Source organism: Sphingomonas sp. IC-11, from assembly GCF_021043365.1.
Lineage (GTDB): Bacteria > Pseudomonadota > Alphaproteobacteria > Sphingomonadales > Sphingomonadaceae > Sphingomonas.
The window spans coordinates 82,408-100,275 of the sequence record NZ_JAJNDU010000003.1 but is presented as its reverse complement, the minus strand read 5'-3'; the positions used below and the strand labels follow the sequence as shown (position 1 = coordinate 100,275).

Sequence of the window (17,868 nt, the reverse complement as noted above, 5' to 3'; positions counted from 1 at the left end):
GATGATGGTGGAGGGCGAATGGACAACGCTCTACCCATCGCGACGGTGGCATTCTCGTGACGCCGCGGCTAAAGGGCCGCGCATCCGCCACAGCCGAAGAGCATCGCTGAGCCTCATGCGAGTCGCCGTCGCTTCCGATCACGCCGCCGTGTCGCTGAAGGCGACGCTTGTCACCTGGCTGCGCGAGGCTGGGTATGATGTTCTCGACCTTGGTCCCGCTACCGACGCGCGGGTCGATTATCCCGATTACGGTTACCGCTTGGCCGACGCGATCGCATCGGGTGACGCAGAGCGCGGCATCGCGCTGTGCGGATCGGGGATCGGTATCTCGATCGCCGTGAATCGCAATCCGGCGGTCCGCTGTGCGCTCGTTTCCGACCCGCTCGCCGCCGCGCTGTCGCGCGAGCATAATGACGCCAACGCCATCGCCATGGGCGCCCGCCTGATCGGCGAGGACATGGCCAAGGCCTGCATCACTGCCTTTCTCGACACCGCCTTTGCCGGCGGCCGCCACGCCCCCCGCGTCGACAAGCTCGGCGCGCCTGATTTCCAGAAGGAGCCAGCATGAGCACCAATCCGACCACGCTGAACGAGGTTCAGCCTGATGGCTTCTTCACCCGCGGCCTTGCCGATGCCGACCCTGCCGTGTTCGCCGGTGTCGAGCATGAGCTGGACCGGGAGCAGACCCAGATCGAGCTGATCGCATCCGAGAACATCGTCTCCAAGGCGGTGCTGGAGGCGCAGGGCTCCGTCTTCACCAACAAATATGCCGAGGGTTATCCCGGCAAGCGTTACTATCAGGGCTGCCACCCGTCAGACGAGGTGGAGCAACTGGCGATCGATCGCGCCAAGCAGCTGTTCAACTGCGGCTTCGCCAACGTCCAGCCGCACTCGGGCGCGCAGGCGAACGGCGCGGTGATGCTGGCGCTGGTGAAGCCGGGCGACACGATCATGGGCCTCAGCCTCGATTCGGGCGGTCACCTTACCCATGGCGCGCGCGCGGCGATGAGCGGCAAGTGGTTCAACGCGGTGCAATATGGCGTCACGCCCGACACGCACCTCATCGACTATGACGCGGTCGAGAAGCAGGCGATCGAGACCCAGCCGAAGCTGATCATCGCCGGCGGCTCCGCCTATCCGCGCCACATCGACTTCGCCCGTTTCCGCGCGATCGCGGACAAGGTCGGCGCGTTCTTCATGGTCGACATGGCGCACTTCGCCGGCCTGGTCGCTGGCGGCGTCCACCCGACGCCGTTCGGCCATGCGCACGTCGTCACCACCACCACGCACAAGACGCTGCGCGGGCCGCGCGGCGGCATGATCATGACCAACGACGAGGCGATCGCGAAGAAGATCAACTCGGCGGTGTTCCCGGGGCTTCAGGGCGGCCCGCTGATGCATGTCATCGCCGCGAAGGCCGTCGCCTTCGGCGAGGCGCTGCAGCCGGAGTTCAAGAGCTATGCCGCCGCCGTGGTCGAGAATGCCAAGGTGCTGGCGGCGACGCTGAAGGAGCGCGGCGCGGCGATCGTATCGGGCGGCACCGACACGCACCTCGCGTTGGTCGACCTCACCCCGCTTGGCGTCACCGGCAAGGATGCGGACGAGGCGCTGGAGCGTGCCGGCATCACCTGCAACAAGAATGGCATCCCCAACGACCCGCTGCCGCCGGTGAAGACCAGCGGCATTCGCGTCGGCACCCCGGCGGGCACCACGCGCGGTTTCGGCACGGCGGAGTTCCGCGAGATCGGCAACATGGTGGCCGACGTGCTCGATGGCCTTGCCAAGAAGGGCGAGGCGGGCGACGCCGAGGTCGAGGCGGCGGTTCGGGAACGAGTCCGCGCGCTGTGCGCTCGTTTCCCCATCTACAAGTGAGGTGAACGTGTCCAAGATCGAGGAAGTCCAGAACACCGTCCAGAACACGCCGGGCCTCGGCAAGAAGATGGCGAAATATGGTGCCATCGGTGCCGTGATCGCGATCCCCGTGCCGTTCGTCGGCCCTGTGCTGGGTGCGCTGGTCGGCGCCGGCGTGGCTTATGCGCGGCGGGACAAGATCTGACTGACGGTTGAAGAGCCGGTCCGCCTTGGCGGGATCGATCCGCTTCGGTGTTGCCCCGTTTGAGGCGACGTTCGAGGATGGCGATCCATTACGGCGGATCACGGCAACTGATGGATTGAACTGACCCATGCGCTGCCCCTTCTGCGGCCACGACGCGAGCCAGGTGAAGGACAGCCGGCCCACCGACGACGGCGCGGCGATCCGCCGCCGTCGCCAGTGCGAGGGCTGCGCCGCTCGCTTCACCACCTTTGAACGAATCCAGCTGCGCGAGCTGACCGTCGTGAAGTCGGAGGATCGGCGCGAACCGTTCGACCGCGAGAAGCTGCTCCGCTCGATCGGTATCGCCGCGCGCAAGCGGCCGCTGGACACGCTTGCGATCGAGCGGCTGGTGAGCGGGATCCAGCGTCAGCTGGAAACCAGCGGCGAGGCCGAGGTCACGTCCAAGCGGATCGGCGAAATGGTGATGGACGCGCTGAAAGGCCTGGACTCTGTGGCCTATATCCGTTTCGCCAGTGTCTATCGCGATTTCAGCGAGGCCCGCGACTTCGAGGAATTCGCCGGGACCGTAGAAGAAGCCGGTCGGAGCTGAGCGGCGGCTTTCGGATCGGGTGCTTGTGTCGGCACCCGGTCGCCGGATAGGCGCAAGCCATGACTGCTGATGCTTCACAATCGCCCGTTATCGTCCTTGTTCGGCCGCAGCTCGGCGAGAACATCGGCAAGGCGGCGCGTGCCATGCTCAACTTCGGGCTGACGGAGATGCGGCTGGTCGCCCCTCGGGACGGATGGCCAAACCCAGCCGCTGGCCCTGCAGCATCCGGCGCAGACATCGTGCTCGCCAATGCCAAGGTGTTCGATTCGGTGGCGGAAGCAGTTGCTGATTGCCCGCACGTTTACGCCACCACGGTACGTAAGCGGGGGATCACCAAACCGGTCGTGACCCCTGAAGAAGCGGCTGGGCAAATGCGTGCGGGCCCCGGCCGCAGCGCTATCCTGTTCGGACCGGAGCGGTCGGGGCTTGAGACCGATGACGTCGCGCTGGCGCGCAGCATCCTGACTGTCCCGATCAATCCCGAGTTCGGCAGCCTGAACCTGGCCCAAGCGGTGATCCTGGTCGCCTACGAATGGTCCAAGGGCGAGGCGCTGGCGTCGCCGCCGGAAGTGGCGCTTGATCCCCCGGCGCCGCAGGAGGAGCTGGAAGGCATGATCGGGCAGCTGGACGCCATGCTCGAACAGGCGAACTTCTTCTTCCCGCCCGACCGCACGCCGGCCACCCGGCGCACCCTGCGCACCCTGCTGACCAAACCTGGCTGGAGCAGCCAGGAAGTGCGTACGCTCCGCGGGGTCCTGTCGGCGCTGAGCGGCGCCAAGGCGAAACGGTCTAGCTGATCCGCAGGGTCATTCGAACGCGCACCGTCTAGTCCAGGCGTTCGGCGTCGCGGGCGATGATCTGTTGCCAAGCCGGCTGGCGAAACACGCGCGCGCCGACGAATCGGGCGCCGGCGCGGGTGACATGAACCCGGTCCTCGCTGAGAATCCGGCCCTGTGAGTCGAAGATCGGCATATGCCGCCCATCGGGCGACAGCGCGGCGATCACGTCCACGTAAAGCCCGGCTGGAGTGATCGCGCGATATAGCCGACTCGCTGCGAGTGCCTGGTTCGAGAGCTGAACACGCGCCGCTGCTCGTTCGCTTAAGGGCAGGCGAGCGTAGGGATTGAGGTTCGTGCCGAAATCCTTGGGGCCGATGAAGACGATTTTTCCCTGCAGATTGGGATCGCGCGCCAGTTGCCGACCGTCACAGGTCTGGCGTGGCTTGTGGTCGTACACGAGCACGACCAGGGTTGCCGCCGTTACAAGTGCACGCTTGCCGGCACTGAGCCGCTGGCCCTCGCATAGATCGAGGTCGTCGCGATACACGATTGCATAGCCGGGCAATGCATTCGCCTCGCGGATCATGTTCACGAAATCACGCCCCGTGCTGTTTCCCAGAACAAGCGCCCGCTGCCGCGCGCCAGGGGGAAAGCGATCGACCTTCATCTCGAGCACGCGCATGTTGTACGCCTTGTACGTGGCCGGCCGGTCAGCGTCTGGCGCGACATCGAACCGCTGCGGCAGGCCACCGCGCAAGTGCAGGGCGGCTCCGAGCACCAGCAAAGCGAACGCTGAGGGCGCCAGCACCGCAGCGATGGTGCGGAAGCGCATGGACCGGCTACGGAATGGCCGCTCCACGAAGCGCCAGCTGACCCATGCGAGGGCCAGGGCAACGGGGATGAGGGCGACGAACTGCCAGGTCGCTGGCGGATTGCTGCTCGCGATCCGCAGAAAGGCGAACAGCGGCTGGTGCCAGAGATAGGTACTGTAGCTGATCAGCCCGATGCCCACCATCGGTGCCGACGAGAGCAGGCGGTGCACCAACCCTGCGCGGCAATATAGCAGAATCAGGGTAGTGCCGGCGACCGGCAGCAGCATCGCCGGGGAAGGCGACGGCGAGCCTTCGGAAAGCGTGAATACGGCAGCGGCGATCATCAGCAGCCCGAGGAGCGATAGCGTGCCGGACCCACGTTGGCTTTCAGGCGAGCGGATCGTTGCTGCCCAGCCACCCGCTGCTAACTCCCACGCGCGGGTGTGCAGCAGGTAGAAGTTGCCGACCGGGTGCGCGCGAATGCTCCAGAGGCATAGTGCGAAGCTGACGACGCCGATCGCGGCGAACGCCAGGGGCACATGCCGCCGCGAGTATCGATGCACCCCCGCCAGCAGCAGGGGCACGACGATGTAATATTGCTCCTCTACGCCCAGGCTCCAGGTGTGGAGCAACGGCTTGAATTGCGACTCCATGTCCCAGTAGCCGCTGGTGATCGTCAGCAGGATGTTGTTCGAAAATAATGTGGTGGCGACGACGCTCTGCCCCAGGTTCTGGTAGGCATCAGCGCTCATCAGAAACCATCCGGCGATCAGGCAGGCGGCCATGACGACGAAGAGGGCAGGCAGCAATCGTCGTGTGCGGCGTTCATAGAAGCGCAGAATGGAAAAGCGTTGCTCGTCCAGTTCCGACACGATGATGCCGGTAATCAGATAGCCGCTGATGACGAAGAATATGTCCACGCCCACGAAGCCGCCGGCAAACAGCGAAAGGCCGGCGTGGCTCAACAGAACTGGCAGGACTGCGACAGTTCGCAGCCCGTCGATCTCACGACGATGCTTCACTCGAGCGCCCCCTTGCCCGTTCGGGATGTGGTAAACGAGCAGCGCCTACTTTGTCAGCAAGCAACGTTGGGAACAGCTATCAAGGCGACGATTACAACCGGAATGGTTGATTCAGGCGCTGACGCGGCGATGGTGGTTTGAACTAGCCGGACTTTCGGCAAGTCGATCGCCATATAGCGGATACAAATTTGATTTAGCCGCGTGCGGCGCGGGTCAGATATGGACCTGTGCCAAGTCGCTTTTGATCTTCGTTACCTTCACGCTACCACCAGGTATGTCCCTAAGCGGTACAGCATGCTACACGGGGGCCGTTTTCACATTAACCATCCCTCGCTAACCGGCAGTCTTCTTTGGGGAAGGAAGATATGCTGCAGAGTCGGAAGTCTGGTGCGGTCGGTAGGGCGCTGAATTTCAGCGATTGTGAGGCGAAAGCCTTCGTTGATATCTGCTACCACGCGATCTTCGGCCGAGCGCCCGATGTGTCTGGGCTGGGCCACTATCGCGAGATGATCCTGAAAGCGCCGGATCGAGACGCTGATCGCCGTCGTTCGTTCGATGGTGATGAGCGAGGAGGCTCGCAAGTTCCGTGAGCACCACCTTGCGCTGACGAAGCGCTGAACGATACCCCCCAAGACCTTGTAAGGACTAGCACCAGGGAAGCGTTGCGAAGAGGCCAGCGTAAATATTTTGGCCGACTGACGATCGCGAGCGGCGCCATGGAGGCGGGCTGCGCGTTGTCAGGCGGTCATTTGTATTGCGAGGGCGCTTGTCGGCTTTTCTCCACGCGATCGGGACTGCAGTTCCCGGCCACGACGTGCATCCGATCTTCATCGCCTGGGCGCGGCAGCGGCTGGGCGGCGGCCGTGAGGCGGCATTGTTCGATCGCATGGCGGCGCGAGCGGGCATTGCGCACCGTTGGTCGGTGCTGTCGGAGGCGTCCGATCCCACCGGGCCGAATGGCCTGTACGGTGCAGATCGATGGCCGGGCACCGCGGCGCGGATGGACATCTACACCCATGCTGCCCCGGCGCTGGCATTGCGCGCCATAAGCGACCTGGGCGACAAGGTGAGTCTACAAGGGGTCACACACCTGGTGGTGGCGAGCTGCACCGGCTTCGTCGCGCCTGGCATCGATCAGATCATCGCTGCCCGGCTCAACCTGCCGGCATCAACAGAGCGAGTTCTGATCGGCTTCATGGGGTGTTATGCCGCCGTCGCGGCGCTGCGCACGGCGCGGCACATCGTGCGTTCCGATCCGGCCGCGCACGTACTCGTCGTCACCGTCGAACTCTCGTCGCTGCACCTGCAGGAAACGGACGATCTGGAGGCGCTGCTCGCCATGCTACAGTTCGGCGATGGCGCGGCGGCTGCGCTGGTCAGCGGCGAGCACGGGGGTATCGAGCTTGGGCAGCCTTTTGCAACCACACTGCCCGACAGCGCCGACCTGATCCGTTGGACCGTGACCGACCACGGCTTCGCCATGCATTTGTCGGGCGAGGTACCCGGGCGGATTGCTGCAGCACTGGGCGATGCCAACTTCGCCCTGGCGATCACCGGCGGGATGCCACCTTCGGCAGTGGATGCATGGGCCGTCCACGCAGGGGGACGCTCCATCCTCGACGCCGTTGAGCGATCGCTCAATCTGCCCGAGGATGCCCTTTCTGCTTCGCGTGCGGTACTGTCGGACAATGGCAACATGTCGTCCTCCACGCTGATGTTCGTCCTGGCGCGGCTGCTCGACCGGCCGATCTTCGGACAGGGTGTGGCACTGGCGTTCGGGCCGGGTCTGGCCGCGGAAGGCTTCCGCTTCGCGAGCGCGGCATGAGCCTGGCGACGCGTCTCGACGCGACTGAACTGATGGATGCCGACGACCTCGACCCCGAGGTTTACGCCGCAGTCGTGGGAGACCTCGCCCGCGTAAATACCGTGACATTGGCGGCCCGGCCGACTCTTGCGTTTCTCAACCGGGTGGCGGAGGCGAGACAGCGCCTGCGCATCCTCGACGTCGGTTTTGGTGACGGCGACATGCTGCGACGGATCGAGCGTTGGGCTGCGCGACATGACCTTGCCGTCGATCTGGTCGGGGTCGATTGCAATCCGCGCAGCGAAGCGGCGGCGCGCGAACATACCCCTGCCGGATCGCAGATCCGCTGGATCACGGGGGATTACGCTCAGCTGGCCGATCAGAATTGGGACGTGATAATCTCGAGCCTTGTCGCTCATCACATGACTCAAAACGAACTGGTCGCCTTTCTGCGCTTCATGGAGGTGCATGCTGGGGTGGGTTGGTTCATCAACGACCTGATGCGTCACACGCTTGCGCATCGCGGCTTCCCGCTGCTGGCGCGGATCGCGCGGTGGCATCCCATTGTTCGGCATGATGGGACGGTGTCGATCGCCCGCTCGTTTCGCCCCGCCGACTGGGTGGCGTTGCTCGCCGACGCCGGGATCGTCGGGGCACGCATAACTCGCGTCTTTCCATTTCGGTTATGCGTAGAGCGCCGGCGCTGATCGTCGGCGGCGGCCCGGCAGGGGCGACGCTGGCGCTCCGGCTGGCAGGCATGGGCATACCGCATCTGCTGGTGGAGAGGACGCGAGAAACGCCGGATGCGCTGTGCGGCGGCTTTCTCAGCTGGCATATGCTCGCGATGCTGGAGCGGCTCGGCATCGAAGGCGAGGCGCTTAATCCGCTCACCGTGACGCGCGTTCGGCTGGTGACGCGCGGCGCGGTGGCGGAAGCGCCGTTGCCCTCGCCGGCCAGGGCGGTGTCCAGGCGCCGGCTCGACTCCCTATTGCTCGCTGCCGCAGAACGCGAAGGAGCGATGATCGAGCGCGGCATCGGCGTGCGTGGGGTGGCGGACGGCGTCGCCCGGCTGGATGACGGCGCGTGCATCGGGGCCGACACGCTGTTCCTGGCCAGTGGCAAGCACGATACGCGCGGTCTGCCGCGTCCGCCGGAAGCACGCGGCGATGATCCGACGCTGGGGATACGGGTCCGTCTAGCCCCGGGGATAGCGCTGAATCGATTGGTGGGCGACGCAATCGAATTGCATCTCGTGGATGGCGGTTATGCAGGCCTGGTCCGGCAGGAGGATGGCAGCGGCAACCTGTGCATGGCGGTGCGCCGGTCGCGCTTGCAAGCGGCGGGCACGCCCGACCGGCTGCTTGACGCGCTGGGAGGCGAGCTGCCGGCACTGGGCGAACGACTGGCGCTACGGGAGCCGGGCGGTGGGATCGACGCGGTGGCAAACGTCCCCTACGGCTGGCGCGCCACCTCAACCACGCCCGGCGTCTTTCGGCTCGGCGATCAGGCGGGGGTCATTCCCTCTCTCGCCGGTGAAGGGATGGCGATCGCTGTGGCCAGCGCGCTTGCCGCCGCCGATGCCTATAGGGCCGGCGGGACTGCGGCCGCCCTGTCGTTCCAGCGACAACTAGCCGAACGACTGCGCCGGCCGATCGGGATCGCCGCCGCCGCTTGGCACGTGAGCGAACAGCCTTGGCTGCGGGCACTGAGCGTTCGTCTGGCGCGACTTTCGCCCGCCCTGTTGCCGCTGCTGGCGCGTGCCACCCGCGTCTGAGCCGCTACGGCGTCTTACTGATAGCCGCCGTTATTCTCGCGCTCTTCGGCGGCGTCCTCCTGAACTTTCTCCATCTCCTCTTCCTTCTCGGTTTCGCTCGCCTTGCCGGGTTCGGGATCCTTGATCATGTTGCGCTCCTTCGATCAGGCAAGATTGCCGAGCTTGTCGGCTTGGTCATCAGGCAAGTCATGCTCGCTCGGCTGATCGGCCGGCGTGGGCATGGTCGGTTCCGTCGACATGTCGCCCGGGTCGGGTTCATTGCCGGGGATGCGGGTCGGATTCATGATCATCTCCTGCGCCAGTAGCGCGACAACGCACGAGCCGGCCGAATGGACGGACGCAGGTGGTCAGCGCGCCGAGGCAGGAGTCGGGCCGCAGAGATCAGCGCCCGGTCGATCCTGCCGAGGCTTGCGGATGCTCGCGTTCAGCAGCTTCGGTCATCTCGCCGACACGGACCTTGGGCGTTCGGATCGAGCTTGATGCTGCGCGCTCGTGCGATCGTGCCGCGCTGTCTGATTGCTGCAGTGCCGGAACGAGCAGCGATCGCGGCTGCGTGAAGGCTCGTCCTATTTCGTGGCTGGCGTGCCGGGCAGCTTGATTCGCCTTAGCTGCTTTAGCGTGGCCTTCGCTTCTTTCGGTGCCGCCTGCATGAAGAGCCTGAACAGATCCTCTTCCGACATCGAGTCGTTTTCGATGCCGATCGGAAGGGCAACTGGTTGCCGGGCGCGAACACCGGGCTGTGCTTCAATCACGATCGCCCGCCACGTCATGCCAACCGGCGGTTCGCCGAGATCGCGGTTGAATTCCAGCGGCACCGCATTGCGCAAACGGATGCGGCGATCGGGGCGCTGGTCAAACCACGCAGCATCGCCTTGCGTCGCCACCTCAATGACCCGCTCGTGGAGCGCTTTGACTTCACCCATGCTCATTCCTCCGGCTGGTCGACCATGTCGCTGAGCGGGAAGGCGGGCAATAGGATGATGACGCGAAGGGCAATTGCCAATTCAGCCGCTGGTGGCAGCGGATGTCGGATACTCAGTGCGGTTACACGAGCTTCCGTCGCTAGGCTGACCGGCGCGCGGCAGGGGCACGATCCCGGCGCTGCTACAACCACTTAGCTGTACGATGTGGTGCCCAGGGACGGGATCGAACCGCCGACACTGCGATTTTCAGTTGCTATGTGTACATTGTAAGTATTTTGAATTTAAGGGAAAATACGCATACGTGCTAAACAAGTGCTAGATTGGCGTTGATTTCCGTAGGCTGTGAATTCGGTGGACAGTGCGGGTCAGCTCCAGTTCGATTTCAGCAAGATCAAAGGCAACCTGCACGTCCTCATGTCCCGCCAACCGTAACACGGCCAGCATCACGCTGGGAGATTTCGCGGCCAGCAGGATTAGGTGGCGGCAGCTAGGGCAGCTTTCACCGCTGATCCAGGAACGGGCGGCGCGGTCACTGACCTCGGCCCATTTCATTACGGTTTTTGTGGCCCGGCGCGAACCTCCCAGTTCCTCAATCAACGCACGGCCGATCACGTCGGCAATCTCCAGGTCGGAATATGGGGGCTTTTTCGGAAGAGAACTTCCGCTTTTAGGAAGCATCCTTCTTATCCTTCCATAGTAAGCCGTGCCGGGGGCTCGTGCATTAGGCGCAGCGAGACTGGCATGGTGATTAACTGGAACCAGCCGGGCGACCCCGGCGCACCTGATGATCGCGTCCTGGCGGCGGAATATGTCCGCATGTCGACGGAGCATCAGAAGTATTCGACCGACAACCAATCACGCGCGATCCGGGAATATGCAGACCGGCGCGGATACGAGATTGTCGAAACCTATGCGGACGAAGGTAAGAGTGGCCTTAATATTGGCGGGCGCGCTGCGCTCCAGCGGCTGCTGGATGATGTTGAAAGTGGCCGCGCATGTTTTAAGGCGCTGATCGTTTATGACGTGAGCCGGTGGGGCCGGTTCCAAGACCCAGATGAAGCCGCCGCTTACGAACTGCGCTGCCGCCGCGCCGGTGTGGCCGTGCATTATTGCGCGGAGCAGTTTGAGAATGACGGCAGCATAGGCTCGTCTATCATCAAGACCGTCAAACGCGCGATGGCTGGCGAATATAGCCGCGAATTATCGGTCAAAGTGTTTGCCGGGCAGGCCAATCTTATACGCCTGGGATTTCGGCAGGGTGGGGCGGCGGGCTTTGGTCTTCGGCGGGTTCTGGTTGATCAGGACGGTCAGCCTAAAAACGAACTGCATCGCGGCGAACATAAAAGCATCGCCACCGACCGCGTGATCTTGGTGCCGGGACCGCCCGACGAAGTGGCGGCGGTACGTGAAGTTTACCGGCTGTTTGTCAATGCAGGGATGCCGGAGCGCGAAATTGCAGCCCTGTTGAATGAGCGAGGTATCCTAACGAACCTTGGGCGACCCTGGACGCGAGGCACGGTCCATCAGCTCCTGATAAACGAGAAATATGTCGGCAATAATGTCTGGGGCCGGACCTCATTCAAGCTGAAGAAGGATTATGTTCGCAATGCCCCGGAACATTGGATCAGATCGGACGGTGTGTTCAAGGCGATAGTCGATCAGGATATTTTCGATCGCGCCCAGGCCATCATAGCGGCTCGCGCCGCCAAGCTCTCGGACGAGGAGATGCTCACAGTTCTAAAGGAACTGCTCGAGCGGAGCGGGAAATTGTCCGGCCTGATTATCGATGAAGCCGAACATGGCCCGTCCAGTAGCGCCTACCGCAACCGTTTCGGTAGTCTGCTCCGTGCCTATGCCTTGGTTGGCTTCGCGCCAGAGCAAGATTATGGATATTTGAAAACCAACCGGAAGCTCCGCGAACGCCATCCGGTCCTAATGGCCGACATAGTTGCCGGCCTGCGCGGCGTTGGGGGCGAGGTCAGCGTAAATGATGCGACCGACCTCCTCAACGTCAACGGTGAGTTCACGGTGTCAGTCGTAATCGTCCGATGCTTCCAGACACTTGCGGGGTCGCTACGTTGGAAGGTTCGGATCGACACAGCATTTAATCCTGACATTACCGTGGTCGTGCGGATGGACGCGGACAACGATCAGCCCAAGGATTATTACCTTCTGCCGCGCCTGGACATGCGCGCCGCCATGCTGCGCCTCGCCGAATATAATGGCCTGTCCCTGGACGCTTACCGCTTCGACGACCTCACGGCATTTTATCGGATGGCGGCGCGCCGCCCATTGAGGGATGCAGCATGACAAAAGCGCATGAAGCCCAGCGAGTGAAACTTATCCCGATTGACCGGATCACTGTCGTCAATCCGAGGATCCGCAACAAGCGCGTGTTTAAGGAGATCGTGGATAATATTGCGAAGGTCGGCCTAAAACGGCCGATTACGGTGAGCCGCCGCGTCGAAGCTGATGGTCCATTCTATGACTTGGTATGCGGCCAGGGTCGCCTGGAGGCTTATCGCGCGCTCGGGCAGACGGAGGTGCCGGCCCTGGTTGTCACAGCGGATCCCGAGGATTGCCTTGTCGCCAGCCTTGTTGAAAACTGTGCGCGGCGGCAGCACCGCGCTATCGATCTTCTGCAAGACATCGGCGGGATGCGGCAGAGGGGTTATTCCGTTCCGGAGATTGCGAAGCGCACCGGCCTCACCGGAGAATATGTCGGCGGCGTCGCCCGGCTGATTGAAACTGGTGAACAGCGACTGCTGCAATCGGTGGAAAGTGGCTCAATCCCTTTGAGTGTGGCCATCGAGATTGCGGAGGCGCCGGAACACGATGTGCAAGCGGCACTGAGCAGCGCTTACGAACAGGGCCTGCTGAAAGGGCGTAAGCTGCTGGCCGCCAAGAAACTTGTCGAAGTCCGCCGGCGACGGGGGAAGGGCTTGGACTGGGGTAAGGATAAGGTGCGCGCCAACATGTCGGCCGACGCATTGGTAAAGGCATATCAGGAGGAGACAGACCGCAAGCGCGTGATGATCAGGCGGACAGAGATTACGCGCAATCGGCTTGTCTTTATCACCGAGGCGCTACGGCAGCTTCGACGCGATGAACATTTTGTGGCTTTGGTGGAAGATGAGAACCTATCCACCCTCCCTGAAAACATCGCGTTGCGGCTGGCCGCGCAAGGAGGCGCTCTATGACCCGTCATAGCGTCCCCGTATCGCGCGCGTTTGAAGAGGCGACACTTCGGATCGGCGTCGGCGACATTCTGCCGCTGCGAGAAGTCCCGGCGTCGGTGAAGAAGTCTATCAAATACGGTCAGATCGCTGCTTCCATCCGAGAGGTAGGCATAATCGAGCCGCCGGTCGTGGTGCGTGACCGGGAAGAACCGGATCGGTATCATATCCTAGACGGGCACCTCCGCCTCGAAATCTTACGCGATCAAGGAACGACGGAAGTCGTGTGCTTGGTAGCGACAGAGGATGAGGCCTTCACATACAATAAGCGCGTCAGCCGGATTGCCATCATCCAAGAACATAAGATGATCCTGAACGCGATCCGCAAGGGCGTGCCTGAGGAACGCTTGGCCCGCGCCCTTAACGTCAATATTTCTAGCATCCGCGCCAAGCGGAACTTGCTTATCGGCATGTGCCCCGAAGCCGTGGAACTGCTGCGCGATAAACATGTCCCGCTGAACGCCTTTACCGAGCTTCGGAAAATGAAGCCTATGCGGCAGATCGAGGCCGCAGAACTGATGGTCGCCATGAACCGATATTCCACCGGCTACGCGAAATCACTGGTCGCGGCATCGCCGGAAGATCAGCTTTTGGCCGGGAGGCGCAAGGCGGTAAAGGGCCTGACCTCTGATCAGATCGCGTTGATGGAGAGGGAATCGGCTAGCTTGGACCGGGAGTTTAGGCTGGTGGAGCAGAGCTACGGGACCGACCATCTCGATCTTGTCCTGGCCACCGGATATTTGAACCGCCTGCTGGACAATGCCCGTATCGTCCGTCACCTCGCCCAGCATCATGCAGCTCTCTTGGACGAATTTCAGAAGATCGCTGATATTCCGAATGCGGCGTAAGCGCGAACATATCGGGCCGGAAGCGTGCTCGACCGCACCTAACTCTAAGCGAAAGCAAGTGGATGTCTGTTTAACAGACGCATTTTCGTCGTTGTGGCGCGGATTATCGGCAGGTAGTAAGCAGCCAGCGACGTGATCCGAACTTCAAGCATGTTCTTGATATGGTGATCATGGGGGCGCTCCTTACACCGACGCCGTGGGAGGGGATGCCGGACTGGCGGGCACGGCAAGGCCCGGTGGTGGTTCGGCGGCGGCAGGGAAACCTGCGGTCAACGGCGCAAGCCGGCCTTCAAGGGTCAAACCCTCTCCAGCGGCGCGCAGCCGCACCCAGAAGCCGAAAGGTTGGCGGGTGTACTGTGCGGATTTCGCAGTTCCACCAATGCCTGTCGGCTTCAAAGCTAGAGAGGCATACATGGTCAGGAAGAAGAGCGCGCAGCCCGCAGCAGGCGAGCCGGTCTATGAACCTGCGCCCGAGAGCGCCGTGCTTGCCGGCGAAGCGACGCTAGACGAAGTCGGCAAGGAAGGCTGGCGCGAGCAAACCCGCGAAGGCATCGGCACCGTGATGGTCAATCGCGACAAGGTGCTGATCCGGGTCGTGGTCAGGGCCTCCATCGACTACATGCGAAACGGCGGAGCCGGGTCGAATAGCTATTTCGAACCCCGGTTGAAGGCCATCGGCCTGCGGACAAGCGGCAGCAAGATCACGATGGCGGCGGCGACACTCGCCACCCGTCTCGATCGCCTCGATCCAAAAGATGGGAAGGATGCAGGCAAACTGCTGGACGCGATCGCCAGTGGCATGGAGGGGCTGGTGATCGCGGCCGGCTCGGGCTTTCCATGGGCCTATAGCGACGATTGCGTGGCGAAGCTGACCGCCAAGGTCGATGAGATAGGCGGCCTCCGCAAGCTGGCTGATCTGGCGCGGAACGAGAACATCGATGACAATCCGCGCGGCGTCATCCGCCTCGACGGCAAGAAGGTCCGCGACATCGTTCAAGGCCGCATCGCCGATCTGCTTGGCAATATTTCGGCATCGAGCTTTGCGTTGGCGGTGGTGAAGGACGGCGAGACGGCGGCGGTGCCGAACGTCTCCCTCGATGTGCAGGACGTGACGGCGGCACTGGCGAACCGGGATATCGGCGAGGGCCGCGCGCAGGTTCTCCACGAACTGACGCTTGCGACTATTGCGATCACGCTGGACGATACCAGCCTGGTCAAGGTTCACGACGACGATCCCAAGGACAAGAAGTCGCCCAAGCGACAGACCGAGCCGCACATCGTTTTTCGCCCGGATCACTCGGTGATCGTGTCGGCCCATCTCGCGGCCGGCGCGAGCAATATGGTCAGGATCACGGACATCGCCAGCCCATTCGATGAGTGGCCCGGTTATGACGTGATGCTGCCGCCGCAGGTTCACCGCAAGCTCGGGCTGAACCTGAATAAACCGGCTCAGCGAAATGCGGTTGAAATCACCGAAGAAGCGCCGGAGCCGGGGCGCACGCTGATCGACCGGACGTGGCATGTCCGCAGCGAGGCGGCGCTTCACCCGAATTACCAGCTTGGCGGACGTGGCCTGCTGTTCAGCCCGAGGATACCGACCTATGGTCGGCAGGGCGAGCCGCGCGACACGGTTCATGTCGTTCGCGATGATCGCCAGTTCGACGAGGTCGCGCAATTCCTCTGCGATCTCGCGCCGACCGGCTTCCTGATGGGCGTCATCGCCGCCCACGAACGGATCAGGCGGGCGGCGAGCACCCGCAAGGCCATATCGCTTTCAATGAAGGATGGGTTGTTCGGCGTGACGATCAGCAAGGAGAATGTGCTGGTCGCCAAGGCAGAAGGAGCCATGGAAGCCGTTCATGTCTCCGCCGCCGATTTTCGCAACCTGCTTCTCCTGCTGGAAGCGTCGAAGCCGGGGGAAGTCAGTCTTGCGCTGGACGAGCAGAAGGCCGCGCTTCGCTGGCGGTTCCGCTCGTCGCGGGCACACTATGACCTGTTCATGCCCGCTGCGACATCGGCCGGCACCCGCCTCGCCACGGCCTTCAAGCCGATCTCGCTTGTAGCTCGCCCTGCCGCCTGATCTTCCACCGCGCCCCGTGAGGATCGCGGGGCGTTCAGGGATACATCCGATGACCATCGACCTGACGGCCGCCATGGCCGACTACGCCCTTCCGCTGCCCGCGCTCGGGCAGAACTATAGCCATTTCGTTATGCGTGCCACGCCGCCGCGCAAAATCGGCGTCACGCCCCGGCGGCTGGATTTCCTAAGCCGTCCGAGCCGGCCATTGTTCCACTATGGCCATGCCCTATACAGCGCAGACTTCGCCCGCCGCGACGGCGTAAGGGAGACCATGGTGTCGCAGCGCGACCGCGCGGACAGCACCATCTTTGTGGACAGCGGTGGCTTCGGCTTCATTCACGGAGCCATCCCGATCCACGATATTGAGGACCTCCGCAGGGAAGCTTTGAGCGCGCAGGAGCGCCTAGGTGATGCTGGCGTCATCGTGGACGTGCCGACTGCCTGCATCGGGCGAGGGGTGTCCGGCGCGATGACATTCCGACAATGCCTCGACCACACGTTGACCTCTATCGAATATGCGCTGGCCTATCGCGATCCCGGTAACGGGATGCGCCTGCTTAACATGATACAGGGCACATCTAACGCAGAGTGTCGGCGCTGGTACGAGGCTGTCGCCGATGCTCCGTTGGACGGGTTCGGTTTTGCGGGAGCGCGCCGCAAGGATATCTCGCTGGTGCTGGAACTGCTGGTCGAGATGATCCGGGACGGCCGGATCACCGGCAATTCTTGGTTCCATGTGTTTGGAACAGATCACCCCGGTATCGCGATCTACCTCACCGTCATACAGCGCCAGCTTCGTGCCCTGCTGGGGGCTGGCGTCCGGATCAGCTTCGATAGCTCGACCAGCTTCCGATACACGCAGTCACTCGGGCAGATCATTACGGGTCTTCTCGCCGATGGTCAAAACATCCGCCTCACGAACTACCGTGTCGCCGCAGAGGCACATGGCATCTCGGGTAATGATCCGTGGCCGTTCGACAGCCCGATCGGGCGAGGCCGAAGGATCGGCGATTTCCTCGATATGACGGACGCGACGGGTGCCGACCGGCAAAAGCGGTTCGATACGACCGGCGCGATGATGCTGACGCATCATAGTCTCTATGTCGAACTGGCCGCGCTTGTGCAGGCGAACCGCTGGTTCGACATGGAGCATGGCGACGATTGGGAGAACCGGGCGAAGCTCGCCATCCCCTTCGCGGTCCACAAGGGCGGCGATCGCATCGTCGAGGTGTTCGACCGGGTGGAGGCAGGCGACTTCGATGGAGCCGTCCGGCACGCCAAGGCTGGTAAGCATAGCCTTGCCATGTTCGGTGGTGGCCCCGACGAAGACGAAGATCTGCGATAGCGTCTGTTAAACAGACGGGTTTGGCATCAAGCGATAGATGCTGGCGCGACCGACGCCCATTTCGCGGGCGATGGCGGCGGGGGCCATCCCTGCCGCCATCAGCGTCTCGATCCGGGCGGTATCGATGCTGGGCTTGCGCCCGCGATACACGCCCTTCGCCTTGGCGCGCTCGATCCCGTCGCGCTGGCGGTCACGGCGGATATCAGCTTCGAATTCCGCCACCGCACCGAGAATAGACAGGGTGAGCTTCCCAGTGCTGGTGGTCGTGTCGATACCCGATTGCTGGAGGACGCGGAAGCCGCAGCCCTTGGCCGTCAGCCGCTCGATCAGCCGATGCAGGTCTACCACCGATCGCGCGAGCCGGTCGAGCCGGGTGACGGCCAGAACGTCGCCCTCTCGCACGAAGTCGATCGCGTCAGTTAGCGCATCACGCCCCTCAGTCGTCCGACCGCTGCGTTTTTCGGAGAACACCTTCTCGCAGCCGGCAGCCGCAAGCTGCTCGTGCTGGACCTCAAGGCTCTGGCTGCTGGAACTGACGCGCGCGTAACCGACGATCATGGCATCTCCTGTCTCGGATGGGTCTGACCCGCTGTGCCAAGT

Annotated in this window: 18 protein-coding genes; 13 read left to right on the top strand and 5 right to left on the bottom strand. The window is 63.0% G+C overall.

The window, feature by feature from the left end; translation table 11 throughout:
* The first annotated feature begins 115 nt into the window (after nucleotides 1-115).
* The 5 genes from rpiB to LQ954_RS11180 all read left to right on the top strand — a co-directional run bounded on the left by rpiB (nucleotide 116) and on the right by LQ954_RS11180 (nucleotide 3,442).
* Nucleotides 116-568: a ribose 5-phosphate isomerase B gene (gene rpiB / locus LQ954_RS11200; RefSeq protein WP_231023171.1), complete on the top strand. Its 453-nt coding sequence runs from the start codon at nucleotides 116-118 to the stop codon at nucleotides 566-568.
* Nucleotides 565-1,872 (top strand): serine hydroxymethyltransferase, encoded by a 1,308-nt coding sequence (glyA, locus tag LQ954_RS11195; protein ID WP_231023169.1) that lies wholly within the window; start codon nucleotides 565-567, stop codon nucleotides 1,870-1,872. Before rpiB ends, glyA begins: the two co-directional genes overlap by 4 nt.
* Nucleotide 1,873: 1 nt before the next feature.
* A complete protein-coding gene (locus LQ954_RS11190) occupies nucleotides 1,874-2,056 on the top strand; it encodes a hypothetical protein (RefSeq protein WP_231023167.1) in 183 nt (60 codons plus the stop codon).
* Between the two features lie 127 nt (nucleotides 2,057-2,183).
* Nucleotides 2,184-2,645: a transcriptional regulator NrdR gene (gene nrdR, locus LQ954_RS11185; RefSeq protein ID WP_227772889.1), complete on the top strand. Its 462-nt coding sequence runs from the start codon at nucleotides 2,184-2,186 to the stop codon at nucleotides 2,643-2,645.
* 59 nt (nucleotides 2,646-2,704) lie between these two features.
* Nucleotides 2,705-3,442 carry an RNA methyltransferase gene (locus LQ954_RS11180; RefSeq protein ID WP_231023166.1) on the top strand — a complete coding sequence of 246 codons (738 nt, stop codon included), beginning with the start codon at nucleotides 2,705-2,707 and terminating at the stop codon, nucleotides 3,440-3,442.
* Between the two features lie 28 nt (nucleotides 3,443-3,470).
* Here the strand turns inward: LQ954_RS11180 and LQ954_RS11175 are convergent, their stop codons facing one another.
* Nucleotides 3,471-5,258: an acyltransferase family protein gene (locus LQ954_RS11175; protein ID WP_231023164.1), complete on the bottom strand. Its 1,788-nt coding sequence runs from the start codon at nucleotides 5,256-5,258 to the stop codon at nucleotides 3,471-3,473.
* A 766-nt stretch (nucleotides 5,259-6,024) separates the two neighbouring features.
* Between LQ954_RS11175 and LQ954_RS11170 the strand changes: the two genes are divergently transcribed.
* From LQ954_RS11170 to LQ954_RS11160, 3 genes are read left to right on the top strand one after another with little or no spacing between them, the layout of a single operon-like run.
* Nucleotides 6,025-7,083: a type III polyketide synthase gene (locus LQ954_RS11170; protein ID WP_231023162.1), complete on the top strand. Its 1,059-nt coding sequence runs from the start codon at nucleotides 6,025-6,027 to the stop codon at nucleotides 7,081-7,083.
* Entirely contained in the window at nucleotides 7,080-7,769 is a 690-nt protein-coding gene (locus LQ954_RS11165) for a methyltransferase domain-containing protein (protein WP_231023160.1), read from the top strand. The genes LQ954_RS11170 and LQ954_RS11165 overlap by 4 nt, the downstream gene beginning before the upstream one ends.
* Nucleotides 7,748-8,836, top strand: coding sequence for an NAD(P)/FAD-dependent oxidoreductase (locus LQ954_RS11160; RefSeq protein ID WP_231023158.1), 1,089 nt, complete (start codon nucleotides 7,748-7,750; stop codon nucleotides 8,834-8,836). Before LQ954_RS11165 ends, LQ954_RS11160 begins: the two co-directional genes overlap by 22 nt.
* A 143-nt stretch (nucleotides 8,837-8,979) precedes the next feature.
* On the opposite strand, the gene LQ954_RS11155 is transcribed toward LQ954_RS11160, so the two are convergent.
* From LQ954_RS11155 to LQ954_RS11145, 3 genes are all read right to left on the bottom strand, one after another.
* Nucleotides 8,980-9,120: a hypothetical protein gene (locus tag LQ954_RS11155; protein WP_231023156.1), complete on the bottom strand. Its 141-nt coding sequence runs from the start codon at nucleotides 9,118-9,120 to the stop codon at nucleotides 8,980-8,982.
* A gap of 282 nt (nucleotides 9,121-9,402) precedes the next feature.
* Entirely contained in the window at nucleotides 9,403-9,759 is a 357-nt protein-coding gene (locus tag LQ954_RS11150) for a hypothetical protein (RefSeq protein ID WP_231023154.1), read from the bottom strand.
* A 315-nt stretch (nucleotides 9,760-10,074) separates the two neighbouring features.
* On the bottom strand, nucleotides 10,075-10,437 hold the full coding sequence (locus tag LQ954_RS11145) for a hypothetical protein (protein ID WP_231023152.1): 363 nt from the start codon (nucleotides 10,435-10,437) through the stop codon (nucleotides 10,075-10,077).
* Nucleotides 10,438-10,500: 63 nt separating this feature from the next.
* On the opposite strand from LQ954_RS11145, the gene LQ954_RS11140 reads away from it, so the two are divergent.
* The 5 genes from LQ954_RS11140 to LQ954_RS11120 all read left to right on the top strand — a co-directional run bounded on the left by LQ954_RS11140 (nucleotide 10,501) and on the right by LQ954_RS11120 (nucleotide 17,268).
* The gene (locus tag LQ954_RS11140; RefSeq protein ID WP_231023150.1) at nucleotides 10,501-12,069 is read left to right on the top strand and encodes a recombinase family protein; all 1,569 of its coding nucleotides are present in this window, start codon (nucleotides 10,501-10,503) and stop codon (nucleotides 12,067-12,069) included.
* On the top strand, nucleotides 12,066-12,959 hold the full coding sequence (locus LQ954_RS11135; protein ID WP_231023148.1) for a plasmid partitioning protein RepB C-terminal domain-containing protein: 894 nt from the start codon (nucleotides 12,066-12,068) through the stop codon (nucleotides 12,957-12,959). Before LQ954_RS11140 ends, LQ954_RS11135 begins: the two co-directional genes overlap by 4 nt.
* Complete coding sequence (locus tag LQ954_RS11130) at nucleotides 12,956-13,843, top strand: plasmid partitioning protein RepB C-terminal domain-containing protein (RefSeq protein ID WP_231023147.1); 888 nt, start codon at nucleotides 12,956-12,958, stop codon at nucleotides 13,841-13,843. The genes LQ954_RS11135 and LQ954_RS11130 overlap by 4 nt, the downstream gene beginning before the upstream one ends.
* A gap of 412 nt (nucleotides 13,844-14,255) precedes the next feature.
* Nucleotides 14,256-15,923, top strand: a complete 1,668-nt coding sequence (locus LQ954_RS11125) for a hypothetical protein (RefSeq protein ID WP_231023145.1) — start codon at nucleotides 14,256-14,258, stop codon at nucleotides 15,921-15,923.
* A gap of 49 nt (nucleotides 15,924-15,972) precedes the next feature.
* Nucleotides 15,973-17,268: a hypothetical protein gene (locus LQ954_RS11120; RefSeq protein WP_231023143.1), complete on the top strand. Its 1,296-nt coding sequence runs from the start codon at nucleotides 15,973-15,975 to the stop codon at nucleotides 17,266-17,268.
* Nucleotides 17,269-17,274: 6 nt separating this feature from the next.
* Here the strand turns inward: LQ954_RS11120 and LQ954_RS11115 are convergent, their stop codons facing one another.
* Nucleotides 17,275-17,826, bottom strand: a complete 552-nt coding sequence (locus tag LQ954_RS11115) for a recombinase family protein (RefSeq protein WP_231023141.1) — start codon at nucleotides 17,824-17,826, stop codon at nucleotides 17,275-17,277.
* Between the last annotated feature and the right edge of the window lie 42 nt (nucleotides 17,827-17,868).